The sequence below is a fragment of the Pseudomonas sp. Ps21-P2 genome, from assembly GCF_039672565.1.
Taxonomy (GTDB): domain Bacteria; phylum Pseudomonadota; class Gammaproteobacteria; order Pseudomonadales; family Pseudomonadaceae; genus Aquipseudomonas.
The window spans coordinates 352938-365182 of the sequence record NZ_JBDFPL010000007.1 but is presented as its reverse complement, the minus strand read 5'-3'; the positions used below and the strand labels follow the sequence as shown (position 1 = coordinate 365182).

Here is a 12245-nt window from a genome sequence, read left to right as displayed (position 1 = left end):
GGTTGAGATGAAAAAGCTCTTCAGTCTGATCGCGACTTTGTTGATTCTGGCCCTGGCCATCTGGATCGGCCGGCTGCTGTGGATTCATTACATGGACACGCCGTGGACCCGCGACGGCCGGGTGCGCGCCGACGTGATCAACGTCGCCGCCGATGTCAGCGGCGTGGTGATCGATGTGCCGGTGAAGGACAACCAGCCGGTGAAAAAAGGTGACCTGCTGATGCAGATCGACCCTGAGCACTATCAGCTGGCGGTGAAGCAGGCCGAGGCCATGGTGGCGTCACGCAAGGCGACGTGGGAGATGCGCAAGGTCAACGCCAATCGGCGCAAGGACATGGACGCCCTGGTGATCTCCGCCGAAAGCCGCGAAGACGCCAGCAACGTCGCCACCTCTGCCCAGGCGGATTACCAGTTGGCGGTTGCGCAGCTCGAAGCCGCGCAGTTGAACCTGCAACGCACCAAAGTGCTGGCGGCGGTGGACGGCTACGTCACCAACCTCAACGTGCATCGCGGCGACTACGCGCGCATCGGCGAAGCGAAGATGGCCGTGGTCGACAGGAATTCGTTCTGGGTGTACGGCTTCTTCGAAGAGACCAAGCTGCCCCACGTCAGGATCGGCGATCCGGCGGACATGCAGTTGATGAGCGGTGAAGTCATGAAGGGCCACGTCGAGAGCATCGCCCGCGCCATCTACGATCGTGACAATCCGGAGAGCCGCGAGCTGATCGCCGACGTCAACCCGACGTTCAACTGGGTACGACTGGCCCAGCGCGTGCCCGTGCGCATTCACCTGGATCACGTGCCGGAAGGGGTGGTGCTGGCGGCGGGGATCACCTGCACGGTGATTGTGAATCCTGAGCAGGAAGGATTGGTGCAGTAACGCCTGCGATCCATGGATACTGGAAGTAAGCCTTCGCGAGCAAGGTGGAGCGCCACCCCGGTTGCACACAAAGGATCGGAGTGGACTCGGCATCTCTTACTCGCTCACAGCTTCGAGTGGACGCAGGACTTGTGGGAGCGAGCTTGCTCGCGAAGACTTCAGCCCGGCAGCTAAAAATGCTGCGGATGTACTGGCCCTTTCGCGAGCAAGCTCGCTCCCACAAGTTTTGCATCAACCACTACTGGTCAGTGCGTATCTGCAAGGGCCGACGCTGGAGGTCAGCCCTGTTTATCCAGCTTGAAGCGCTTGCTTAGAATCCATTCGAGCAGTGCCTTGGGCAGCAGCCGTTCCATAAGTGGTAGCGCGCGGCTACCGTTGCCGGATCGCAGCAGACGCGGTGGATGGCTGCGTTGCACGGCGTTGAGCACGTCGCGGGCAAAATCGGCGGCGGGTGTCGGATTGCCCTGGGACGCATTGGCCCTCGCGCGGATGCCTTCACGCCACGGCCACCACGGCGAATCCTGGTGAATCACTTGCTCGGCCTCGTGGCTGGCGTTTTGCGCGAAATGAGTGTCGATGGCGCCTGGCTGGACTTCCATCACCCGGATGCCGAAAGGCGCCAGCTCCATGCGTAAAGCGTCGGTCATGGCATGGACAGCGGCCTTTGAAGCGCAATATGCCCCCGCGAACGGCGTCACCAGCACGCCCGAAACGCTGCCGATGTTCACCACCAACCCCTTGTTGCGACGCAGCATTGGAAACAGCGCGCGCGTCACGCCAACCATGGAAAATACATTGGTTTCGAACTGTCTGCGCATGGCCTCGACACCACCATCCAGTAGCGGGCCAATGCCACCGTAGCCTGCGTTGTTGACTAGCACATCGAGCCCTTTGCCGTGTTGATCAAGCTCGCAGACCAGCAGATCAATCGCTGCGCTGTCATTGACGTCCAAGGCCACGGCACGAAAACCTGCAGCGGTCAGTGCTTCCACATCGGCCGGCTTGCGTGCCGTCGTCCAGACCTCATGGCCTGCCGCTTTGAAGGCATCCGCCATGGCGCGGCCGATGCCGCTGGAACAACCGGTGATCAACACCACAGACATGGTTCAGTCCTTGAAAAAAGAGAAGGGCGGCGCTCAGCCGGAGAACGTGCCTTGCAGGCGTTCGGCGCGAAACTCCAGGGTCTGCGGCCGATAACCCGGACGCAGCGGCGGCATCGGCAAGCAATCTTGCCACTGACTGCCGGGCAACAAATCGCCCGGTCCCCGGTAGCGCGGTGCGGTGTAGGTGTCTTCGGCCAGGTTCACGGTATCGCCCGGCGCGTAGGCCGCGATCTTCCAGCGCAGTTCGGTAAGCGAGACCTTATTGCCGTTATCGATCAGCACCAGCAACGGGCGGCCCGTCGGGCACTGTTGCGGCGCATAGTTCACGCGCATTTGCAGGCGCTCAAGGCGCTGCTCATCGCGGCTGTCCTCCCAGACCACAAACGCCGCCACCACACCCAGCCCGACTGCCGCCGCCAGAGAAACAGGCAGGGCTTTGGAGGGATAGCGGAGGAGCAGGACCAGCCAGGTGAACAGGAGTACGGCGCCGAAAATCATCGTGTCGATCTCGCGATTGCAGATGCGGGCATCGTACCGAAAGGGGAGGGGATTGGGCTAATGGTGGTTCGTCTGATTCAAGGTCGCACAGGTATGAAAGCCCACAAAAAAGCCCCCGAAAACCCTCTGCGGATGGGGAATACGCAGAGGATTGACGGGGGCTAGTACTACTCGGTGAAGCGGTATTAACGCGCGATGGTCTGGGTCTTCACGCCGGCTTCGATGCCCGGGGTGGAGCGGCCGTAGACGTCTTCGAAACGCTCGATGTCGTCTTCGCCCAGGTAGCTGCCCGATTGGACTTCGATGATTTCCAACGGGATTTTGCCCGGGTTGCGCAGGCGGTGAACCGAGGCGATCGGGATGTAGGTCGACTGGTTCTCGGTCAGCAGGAACACGTTGTCGTCGCAGGTGACCTGAGCGGTACCCGATACAACGATCCAGTGTTCAGCGCGGTGGTGATGCATCTGCAGCGACAGGCTGGCGCCCGGCTTGACGGAAATGCGCTTGACCTGGAAACGGCCGCCCATGTCCACGGAGTCGTACGAGCCCCATGGGCGATAGACTTCGAGGTGGTTCTGGGTTTCGCTGCGGCCTTGCTCGTTCAGCGTGTTGACCAGTTGCTTGACGCCCTGAACCTTGTCTTTGTGGACGATCATCATGGCGTCTTTGGTTTCGACGACAACGACGTTGTCCAAGCCGATCACGGTCACCAGTTTGCCGTTGCCCTGAATCATGCAGTTGCGGCTGTCCTGAATAACGACATCGCCTTTGGCAACGTTGCCGTTTTCATCTTTGGCGCTCACGTCCCACAGGGAAGACCAGCAGCCGACATCGCTCCATCCCGCATCGAGTGGAACCACGCAGGCGCGCTGGGTTTTTTCCATGACGGCGTAATCGATGGAGTTGTCAGGGCAGCAGGCGAAGCTCGCCTCGTCCAGAGAGATACTGTCGCCGTCCTGCTTGCTGCGCTCGAGGGTCAGCAGGCAGTTGTCGTAGATATCCGGATCGTGCTTTTTCAGCTCTTCCAGGTAACGGCTGGCGCGGAACAGGAACATGCCGCTGTTCCAGTAGTAACCGCCGGCCTGGACGAATTCCTGGGCGCGTTGTTCATCAGGCTTCTCAACGAAGTGCTGCACGCGGCTGACGCCTTCCGGCAGCAGGGCGTCGGCGGTGGACTTGATGTAGCCGTAGCCGGTTTCAGGCTTGGTCGCCGGGATACCGAACAGCACCATTTCGCCACGCTCTGCAGCAACGGTGGCCAGGGCCAGCGCACGTTGCAGGGCTTTCTGATCGTCGATCACGTGGTCGGCTGGCAGCACCAGCATCAACTCGTCACGACCTTCGTTGGCCAGCATCATCGCGGTGATGGCAACGGCAGGCGCAGTGTTGCGACCAAACGGTTCCATGATCACGGCCTGAGTTTCCAGACCCAGTGCATTGAGCTGCTCGGTGACGATGAAGCGGTGATCCTTGTTGCACACCACGACAGGGTGCTGCATGCCGTCGAACTGCAGGCGCTCGACGGTCTGTTGGAACAGAGTGTGTTCGCCGGTCAGCGCCAGGAACTGTTTAGGAAACTGTTTACGCGAAAGAGGCCAGAGTCGGGAACCGCTACCACCTGACAAGATCACTGGAATCATTTTGTTTCTCCGTTAAGCAAAAATCGTTCGAATGGGCTGTAGGTCTTTTCGGTCTTTCTGGTTTTTGTCTTGCATCGCCCGGCGTCCTCTTGGCTGTCTGCTTGCTCCGCAGTGCCTGACGCCGAACGCTTAATCCCGTAAATCCGTGGCAGCGCGCGGTTGATCACGCGCGCTGCCGGCGGCCTCTCGGCCAGATTCAACGCTTACTGAGTGCCCGTCGGGCGCTTGACCCAGACTGGCGACAGGCTGCTGCCGCTGCCGGTGACGTAGAGAACGGCGGCTTCACCGCGCTCCAGTGCAACCGGCTTCAGGTCGGCCACTTTCTTGTCGCCGTCGAACAGCGCGAAGCTGACTTTGACCGGGTTGATTTCACGCTCGCCGGTGCCCTTGGCAGACACAGCCTTGACCACGTCGGTCTTGCCGTCAGCGGTTTTCAGGGTCAGTGACTTGTCACTCAGGTTCTGTACGCGAACCAGGGACTTCTGCTTGTTCTTGAACGGAGGCTCTTCAACCAGCTGCGGCGCACCCGAAGTGTTGTTGACGATGGTGTAGTAGTGGTCGCTGGCCAGTTTCACCGGCAGGGACTGGCTGCCGACTTTGGCGGTGTAGTCGCCCTGAGGCATGAAGCCGAAGTCACTGCTGGCCAATGGGCCGATTTCGTTGAGGCTGGTGTTGCCGACGCTGGCGGAGATTTCGCTGCTGCTGGCGTTGTAAACACGCACGAAGGTCGAGCCTTTTGGTGCGGTCGGGCCGTACAGCGCGGCGTCGCCACCGGCGAATGCGGAAAGGGATACGAAGCCCAGGCTCGCGGCCAGCACGCAGGTTTTCAGCAGGTTGGTTTTGCTCGAACGAACTGGCATTGGGTTCTGCGAAGTCATAGTCAAAGAGTCCTCTCAGTTTTGCGCCCGGGTGGGCGACTTGGAGTTATTGGCGTTGTCCGCCAGATTCTGTTGGGGGTCACGGGCCTTTTTGAGTTCAGCGATCCACTGTGGGTCGAACTCGGTCAGGTCGTTGTGAGCGGGCAGGTAGCGTTCCGGGAATTCCCAGATCAGCACCTGCGGGGGGCTGCTTTTGAAGGCGTCGGTCTGCAGGTACTTGAGCATCGGCAGGATCGGGCCATGGCCGTCTTCGGCGTAATTCACGACGTCTGCGTGCAGGGCCTGTTTGAGCGCACCGGCGAAGTTCCAGTTGGGGTTGGCGCTGTAGCTGGTGCCAACCAGGCCGACCGCAACCGAATTGTCAGCGAACAGGGCGTCATCACTTTCGGCGCCAGCTTCAGCCGGGTTGGTGCTGCGCTGTTGCAGGTCGTCCGGCTTGGGCAGCAGGTTGCTGAACAGCGGATCCAGCGGCAGGAAGTTGGTCAGATCGCCCTTGTAGGGTTCGGTCGTCTTGGCTTCAGTGACGAAGTTCTGCGGTTCAACGTTCAGCGGCAGCTGCTTGCTGATCACGTCACCCAACTGCTGGGCAACGATTTCCGCGCCCATCGGCGTCCAGTGAGTGTCGGTGCGCAGGAACACCTGGCCCTTCTCTTTGGCGCTTTGCAGCGGCGTGAGCAGATCAGGGGCGAGGATGCCGGCCTGATTAACCTGAGCGTGGAACTGCTGATACAGATCGGTGTGCAGCGTGGCCGGTTTGTTGTCACCGACGTGCTCCGGGTACAGACGCGTCTTCGCCGGAATGATCGCCAGCACCAGCTGCGTGCCTTGCTTTTTCAGGGTGTCACGCACGCCCTGAATGATCGCCAGGTTGTCTGCTTCGTTCTGCTCGCCGTTGGCAACGGCGTCGAATTCTTCGTCGGTGTACAGCCACTGGTCCTTGCCCAGGATCACGCCCGGACGACCTTCGTTGAACACCTTGTAGTCCAGCGCTGCCCAGAGGTTGGTGCCCAGACGCTTGATCGGGAATTCTTCGTCGTAGTGGGTTTCCACCGCTTTGGTCCAGTGACCATTGAGCACGGTGGTCTCCTTCGACGTCGAGAAACCGATGAAGCTGCGCAGCGACCACAGGCCCAGCACCAGCAGAATCGCCAGGAACAGGAAGATGTAGAGGAAACGTAATGAACGGGTCATGTCAGGCTCCTCAGAACTGGAAGTAAAGGAACGGCGAGAAACTGGCCGCCGAGAGTTTCAGGATCGATGCAACGAACATCAGCAGGATCAGGGCGCGCATGACATAGCGCGACCAGTCGACGGTCCAGTAGGCAGGCTGAACCTGCGCTTCGGTGCCGACGATGTAACCCGATTGATGGATGCTGCCCGGCTTGTCGCCCGGCACGGCCTTGATCAGGCCGGGCTCGGCAGCGGCAGGGCCATCGGCCTGCACGGGCTTGTCGGTCGGCTTGCCCGGTGCACGGTTGCGGTAGAAATCACGCAGGCCGAAGAAGGCGAGGGTGATGTACGCCACAACCAGGGTCGCTACTTGCAGGCCGGTGAGGCTGGCGCGGTTGAGTTCCGACAGGCCGAGATCGCTGAAGCTGAACATGGCGCCATACATACGAGCGGCAACGTGCAGGTTTTCCGAGCGGAAGATGACCCAGCCCATGACCACCAGCAGGAAGGTGAACGCCCAGCGAACCACGTTGAACGTGCGCGGTGCGGTGTTCAGGCCGATGGCTTTTTCGATCGCCAGCCACACACCGTGCCAGGCACCCCAGACGATGTATGTGATGTTGGCGCCGTGCCACAGACCACCCAGCAGCATGGTCAGAAACAGGTTGCGGTAGGTCGCGACCTTGCCGCCACGGTTGCCGCCCAGCGTGATGTACAGATAGTCACGCAGCCAGGTCGACAGGCTGATGTGCCAGCGGCGCCAGAACTCGGTGATCGACTGGCTGATGTAGGGCTGTTTGAAGTTTTCCATGAAGCGGAAACCCATCATCAGGCCCAAGCCGATGGCCATGTCGCTGTAACCTGAGAAGTCGAAGTACAGCTGCGCGGTATACGCCAGCGCCCCGAGCCATGCGTCACCCGTGGTCGGGTTCTGCAGGGCGAAGCAATGATCGGCGACCACTGCCAGCGTGTCGGCAATGAATACCTTCTTGATGAAACCCTGCATGAACCGCGTGCAGCCCTCGGAGAACTTGTCGAGGGTGTGCGTGCGGTTGTTGAACTGATCGACCAGGTCGCGGAAACGCAGAACCGGCCCTGCGATCAGGTGCGGGAAGATCGCCACGAACGCTGCAAAGTCGATGAGATTTCGCGTCGCCGGTGTGTCGCCACGGTAGACGTCAATGATGTAGCTGATGGACTCGAAGATGTAGAACGAGATACCGATCGGCAGCAACACGTGGGTCAGGATGAAGGGCTCAAGGCCGATCGACGTCATCATCGCGTTGATGCTGTCCACGCCGAAGTTGGCGTACTTGAAATAGCCAAGGATGCCCAGGTCGACCACCACGCCGAGCAGCAGCCAACGCTGAGCCGGTTTGGTTCTTACCCCGGCGGCGCCTACGCGCAGGCCGATCCAGTAGTTCCACAGCGTCACACCTGCGAACAGCGCCAGAAAGTCCACTCGCCACCACGCGTAAAACACGTAGCTGGCGACCAGCAGCAGCAGGTTGCGATAGCGTTGCCCGCTCAGGTAGTACAAGCCGAGAAACACCGGCAAGAACAGGAACAGGAACACGTTGGATGAGAAAACCATCCTTTATCTCTCCATTTGTCCAACTTCAAAGGCCGAAGCCCCCCCAAACCCCCCACGAAAAAATGGAGGGGTGAAACATGCATCCGCCGACTCCCCGCAGGAGTGAGCTTGCTCGCGATACGTCAGTCCGGTTGATGCCGCTCTGACTGATACATCGCTATCGCGAGCAAGCTCACTCCTACAGTGGGTTCGCTGTGGATCACACCACGGCGAACACTGCTGGAGCCTTTGCTCTTACGAACCGCCCTTGTCACCCTTTTCATGCGTCGGGTCATAAGTGCGGGTCAGGTCGCCGCCGAGGCGGAAGTTCTTGAACGGCTGCATCTTGTGTTTCTGTTCAAGCACGTCCGGGCCGCAGTCATACAGCGAGCAGTACGGTTCTAGCCAGGCGAATTTCATGTCGGTCTTCAGGTCCGTCATGTCCTGCTTTTCGCCATCGCGGGCGGCGAATTCGCTGCCGGAGTTCTTCACGCCAGCCAGCACGCGATCACCCAGACGCTTGAGCGCACCGTTGTTTTCCTGACGCAAATCGACACCGTTGGCCTGGGCGAAACTCGCGATCATGGCCAGAGGCGGAAGTGCGTAGTTGTGGTACGCCAGCGCACGCTGTTTGCGCTTGAGCTCGTTCGGCAGGAAACCTTGCGGGTCAACCTGATTGGCGCCGATCTTGAATTCCTTCACTGCCCAGTCAAACAGGTCTTGGCGATTGGTCGCGACTGCCGTGGACATCACGGCCCAGGCTGCCCAGTAGGAGTGGTTGTTAGTCTTGTCGAGCGGCAGATTGTTCCAGTCGCTGACGACGTGATCCGCCAGTTTGCTGAACCAGGCCTCAATCACCTGCGATTCCTGCTGGCGGGTGGCCAGAGGATGCGACTCGGAGAACTTCAGGCGCAGATAGGCTGACGACATGCTGCCCAATGCCCATTTGCGCATCGACTTGCCGGTGTGGTTGAAGTCGGTGGACTCCAGCGCATCGGCCTTGGCCCAAGTGGTCAGCATGTTCAGCGCGCAATCGAGCTGTTCCGGGCGACCGTCACGCATGTACTGCATCACCACCTTGCTGGTGGCGCGCTCCATGGTGGTGATGTCTTTGGTCGCATCACGAAAAGCCTGATCGGAGACCATATTCAGCGTCGCGCGGGCTTTATCCGAACCTTCGTATTTGCTGCGAAACTGCAGCGGGCCGGTGTAGGGCTGCGGAATGGAGTCACAGCTGAACTTGCCCTGGCCCGTCTTGAATTTCTCGACACCTTCGTAGTAACCCTGCGGCGGCACGAGTGTCGATGCAGCGCTGGCACCGGTGGCGAACAGTGCCGAGGACATCATTGCCAGCGACAGAAGGGTAGGGAGCATCAGTTTTGGAGTGTGCATAAGAGCCTCATAACCCGGCTTGCGCGGTTTGATGCGCGACATTCGGGAACACGTTGCGTTTGCATACTTTCGCTTCGACCTGCTGTGGCGCAGCGCCCGCTTCCGGACCCTGCACTTCCAGTGCGAGCAATTGCTGGTCAGCCCAGTCTTTGTCATCGCGCAGTTCGAAGGAGAAGCGCCCGTCGGTTTCAGACGTTTCAGGTTTCTCGATCTTCAAGTCTTCGTGGCGGCCGTTCATGTACCAGAGGCGCGCCTGAAGGGTTTTCACTGAGTTGTCGGCGAACTTGATGTCGATCTGATTACTGCCGTTGCGCACATCCTTGATGCCGTTTTTGCCGTTGACCAGCAACTCGTTGATCCCTGGTTTGAGGGTGGTGCTGGTGCTCATGATTGCCGGTTTGCCTTCACAGCCGTTGTCCAGCAGCGACATCATCTGGCGATAGATGGTCTCCTGATCCAGGCGGTAAAGCGGCGAGAATTCCCAGATGAGAATCTTCGGTGGGTGTTTCTGGAAGTCTTCGCTGCCCAGGTACTGCAGCATCGAACCTTCAAGGCCGCCGCCCGGGAAGGCGACGTTCAGCACATCAGCACCAATGTATTCCTGCAAAAAGCCGGCAAAGTTGTAGTTCTTGCCGCTGTGACTGGTACCGACCAGCGTGATCTCCGGATTGCCGGAGTCACCAAACAGGTCGCCGTCGGCTGCTTCGCCTTTGGGTTCCGTCTCGAACTGGTCCATGTACTGGATGGCGTAACTCGTGCCGCACAATTGACCGGCCATGTTGTGAAGAGTGCCCTTCTTGCCCATGCGACCTGACAGGTGGGTCTCGAACTCACGGCGCGGAACACCGGCGAAGGCCTGCATTTTCTTCACGGAATCAGCGACGATTTTTGCTGTGCGCTGAGCGCCATACGGCGTCCAGTGCTGGTCACCGCGGAAGTAGAAATCATGGGCCTGTTGCTCGTTGGTCAACGGCGACAGGTCCGGCACGGTGTAGCCCATCTTCGCGAAACGACCGAGCATGGCCTGGTAGTTACGCAGCGCGGTGTTGTAGTCGAACTTGTCGCGCTCGGCCGGGAACAGCTTGTTGCGATCCACCAGCCCGCGGGTTGGCTGATACACGACGACCAGCTCTACACCCTTGCTCTTGAAGGCGTCGTGCAGCATTTGCATGCGGCGATAGCCTTCAGGCGTGGTGTCGAATTCGGTGCGCAGATCTTCGCGGGTCCGGAACAACCAGTCGCCCTGGGCCTGAACCAGCGTGGTGAAGTTCTGCTGGTAGCGGCTGACGTAGTTTTTTTCGTCGTGCGCTTCAGGGCACAGACTGCAGCAAGGCTCGGCCGTGAAGGTCGGGGCTGTAGTGTCCGCTGCATACGCGCTATTGCTGGCGGCGAACAGTGCAGCGGTCAGGCCCGAGAGGCTGAGCAGTTTGATCAAATGTGCGTGCATAGAAATATCTTCCTCAGTCCCGGAGTTGTTTCTGGCTTTCGACCGGGTCGATCAACACGGCTTTCTGTTGGCGCACCAGCAGATCGAGGATTTCGTCCTGACGGTCGCCCAATACACCGTTGAAGCTGATCCCGCTGGCTTTGGTCGGTGCGAGCATCGAGACTTTGTACAGCTCGACGCTCAGAGGCGAGTCGATGGACAGCGGGCCTGAACCGTTGGAGGTCAGTTCGCCGCCGACCATGATCAGCGAGACTTCGGCATCGAACGGGTCGAGCTTGATGTCGCGGTCAGTGTCCGACAGGTCCTTGATGTGGCCGTAGACGCCCATCAAACCGTTACCGATGGCCAGGTTTTCGTACAGCTTGATGTTGGTGCTGTTGCGAACCCGGATACCGTGACGCTTGTTGGCGAACACACGATTGCCCCACAGCAGGTTGTCGGCACTCTCATACAAGGTGATGCCGTCGGTGTGGTTGCGGTAGATCTCGTTGTACGCCACCAGGTTGTTCACGCTGTTACGGTCAAGGACGATGCCGGACAGGTGGTTGTCGTAGCTCTTGTTGTTGATGATGAAGCTGTCGTTCACCTCACGGGAGACGATGATCCCGTGCTTTTTCTTGGTCCCGTACACCGTGTTCTCGGCAATGATCAGACCGTGGGAACGGTCATGGGGGTCGATGCCGTAGATGATGTTGTCGTGGTAGGTGCTGCCCTTGACCACGAAGTCGCGGGTTTCATAGCAGTAGAAGCCGTACCACATGTCCGAGAAGTCAGAATTGACGATCCAGCCGGTTGGCTCGGCGCGGTTCATCTGCGCCTTCATGTTCGGTGTGTACTGGGAAATACTGACGCCGTACGACTTGCTGTTGTTGTAACCCAGGCTCGCCACTTTGGTGTTGAACATGTAGGTCTGGGTGCCACCCCAGGACAGCAGGAACGGGCGGAATTCCTTCGGCGCCTTGAACGTCGACGGGCCGTTGGACTTCTCGCTCCAGCCGGTCAGCTTGGTGTCGGACATGAACAGCAGGTTGTCGTTGACCAGAAACGCACCGGCATCCTGAGACAGGCGCAGCTCGGTGGTTTTCTTGTCGACTTCAAAGATGCCGTTCTTGCCGACAACGATCGGCAGACGCGCCAGAAAAACGCCCGGCGAGGTTTCGCTCAGGTACTGTTTAGGCACCTTCTTCGCCAGCTCCTGCAGGGTCATGTAGCCATCTTCGATGAAGATCGCCTGGGGGATGCCGTGCTGACGGGCCACCCATTCGGCCATCTTGTTGTCACCGCCGATGAATTCTTTCAGCGAGTCTTCCTGCATCATGCGTTTGATCGCAACCTTGCCCGGCTTGCTGCGCACGATCTTCTTCTGCATGGCCTGCTGGGTGTAACCCGAGAGGTCAGGCAGTTTTGGTTTGTCCATCAACAGCGGCTCAATGGGCGGACTGCTGATGGAGTAGGTCTTGGCCTGATGCAGGCCTTTGACCAGCACATCCTTGCCATCCGCCGGATGCGCCGCAGGGGCGGGAACCGGCAGCGGGCTGTTGGCCATGGCCGCAGTGCTGGCGAGCAGCAAGGCGCTGCTCAGCACAGCGCTTTCCAGCAGGGCATAGGGCCATGCCCGGTGACGCAATCTGCTTGCTTGACTGTTCATCTCATTGCACTCCTAT

Annotated in this window: 10 protein-coding genes; 1 reads left to right on the top strand and 9 read right to left on the bottom strand. The window is 59.6% G+C overall.

What is annotated here, in order from left to right:
• The first annotated feature begins 7 nt into the window (after positions 1 to 7).
• Positions 8 to 880 (top strand): HlyD family secretion protein, encoded by an 873-nt coding sequence (locus tag ABEH28_RS19545; RefSeq protein WP_346630854.1) that lies wholly within the window; start codon positions 8 to 10, stop codon positions 878 to 880.
• Positions 881 to 1158: 278 nt separating this feature from the next.
• Here the strand turns inward: ABEH28_RS19545 and ABEH28_RS19540 are convergent, their stop codons facing one another.
• From ABEH28_RS19540 to algG, 9 genes are all read right to left on the bottom strand, one after another.
• The gene (locus tag ABEH28_RS19540; protein WP_346630853.1) at positions 1159 to 1983 is read right to left on the bottom strand and encodes an SDR family oxidoreductase; all 825 of its coding nucleotides are present in this window, start codon (positions 1981 to 1983) and stop codon (positions 1159 to 1161) included.
• 33 nt (positions 1984 to 2016) lie between these two features.
• Complete coding sequence (locus ABEH28_RS19535) at positions 2017 to 2481, bottom strand: multidrug transporter (RefSeq protein ID WP_282373218.1); 465 nt, start codon at positions 2479 to 2481, stop codon at positions 2017 to 2019.
• Positions 2482 to 2666: 185 nt separating this feature from the next.
• Positions 2667 to 4121 carry a mannose-1-phosphate guanylyltransferase/mannose-6-phosphate isomerase gene (locus ABEH28_RS19530; RefSeq protein ID WP_192171841.1) on the bottom strand — a complete coding sequence of 485 codons (1455 nt, stop codon included), beginning with the start codon at positions 4119 to 4121 and terminating at the stop codon, positions 2667 to 2669.
• Between the two features lie 203 nt (positions 4122 to 4324).
• The gene (locus tag ABEH28_RS19525) at positions 4325 to 4981 is read right to left on the bottom strand and encodes an alginate O-acetyltransferase AlgF (RefSeq protein WP_205487279.1); all 657 of its coding nucleotides are present in this window, start codon (positions 4979 to 4981) and stop codon (positions 4325 to 4327) included.
• Positions 4982 to 5014: 33 nt separating this feature from the next.
• A complete protein-coding gene (locus ABEH28_RS19520) occupies positions 5015 to 6190 on the bottom strand; it encodes an alginate O-acetyltransferase (protein WP_282373683.1) in 1176 nt (391 codons plus the stop codon).
• 10 nt (positions 6191 to 6200) lie between these two features.
• A complete protein-coding gene (locus ABEH28_RS19515) occupies positions 6201 to 7763 on the bottom strand; it encodes an MBOAT family protein (protein WP_346630852.1) in 1563 nt (520 codons plus the stop codon).
• Between the two features lie 234 nt (positions 7764 to 7997).
• The gene (locus ABEH28_RS19510) at positions 7998 to 9134 is read right to left on the bottom strand and encodes a mannuronate-specific alginate lyase (protein ID WP_192171838.1); all 1137 of its coding nucleotides are present in this window, start codon (positions 9132 to 9134) and stop codon (positions 7998 to 8000) included.
• Positions 9135 to 9141: 7 nt separating this feature from the next.
• Positions 9142 to 10581: an alginate O-acetyltransferase gene (locus ABEH28_RS19505; RefSeq protein WP_282369539.1), complete on the bottom strand. Its 1440-nt coding sequence runs from the start codon at positions 10579 to 10581 to the stop codon at positions 9142 to 9144.
• Between the two features lie 13 nt (positions 10582 to 10594).
• Positions 10595 to 12229 carry a mannuronan 5-epimerase AlgG gene (gene algG, locus ABEH28_RS19500; RefSeq protein WP_282369541.1) on the bottom strand — a complete coding sequence of 545 codons (1635 nt, stop codon included), beginning with the start codon at positions 12227 to 12229 and terminating at the stop codon, positions 10595 to 10597.
• Between the last annotated feature and the right edge of the window lie 16 nt (positions 12230 to 12245).

Bases quoted from the DNA above. Each gene is read 5' to 3' on its own strand.
- ABEH28_RS19535 (WP_282373218.1), bottom strand. From the start codon at position 2,481: ATGATTTTCGGCGCCGTACTCCTGTTCACCTGGCTGGTCCTGCTCCTC.
- ABEH28_RS19505 (WP_282369539.1), bottom strand. From the start codon at position 10,581: ATGCACGCACATTTGATCAAACTGCTCAGCCTCTCGGGCCTGACCGCT.
- algG (WP_282369541.1), bottom strand. From the start codon at position 12,229: ATGAACAGTCAAGCAAGCAGATTGCGTCACCGGGCATGGCCCTATGCC.
- ABEH28_RS19545 (WP_346630854.1), top strand. From the start codon at position 8: ATGAAAAAGCTCTTCAGTCTGATCGCGACTTTGTTGATTCTGGCCCTG.
- ABEH28_RS19510 (WP_192171838.1), bottom strand. From the start codon at position 9,134: ATGCACACTCCAAAACTGATGCTCCCTACCCTTCTGTCGCTGGCAATG.
- ABEH28_RS19540 (WP_346630853.1), bottom strand. From the start codon at position 1,983: ATGTCTGTGGTGTTGATCACCGGTTGTTCCAGCGGCATCGGCCGCGCC.
- ABEH28_RS19530 (WP_192171841.1), bottom strand. From the start codon at position 4,121: ATGATTCCAGTGATCTTGTCAGGTGGTAGCGGTTCCCGACTCTGGCCT.
- ABEH28_RS19520 (WP_282373683.1), bottom strand. From the start codon at position 6,190: ATGACCCGTTCATTACGTTTCCTCTACATCTTCCTGTTCCTGGCGATT.
- ABEH28_RS19525 (WP_205487279.1), bottom strand. From the start codon at position 4,981: ATGCCAGTTCGTTCGAGCAAAACCAACCTGCTGAAAACCTGCGTGCTG.
- ABEH28_RS19515 (WP_346630852.1), bottom strand. From the start codon at position 7,763: ATGGTTTTCTCATCCAACGTGTTCCTGTTCCTGTTCTTGCCGGTGTTT.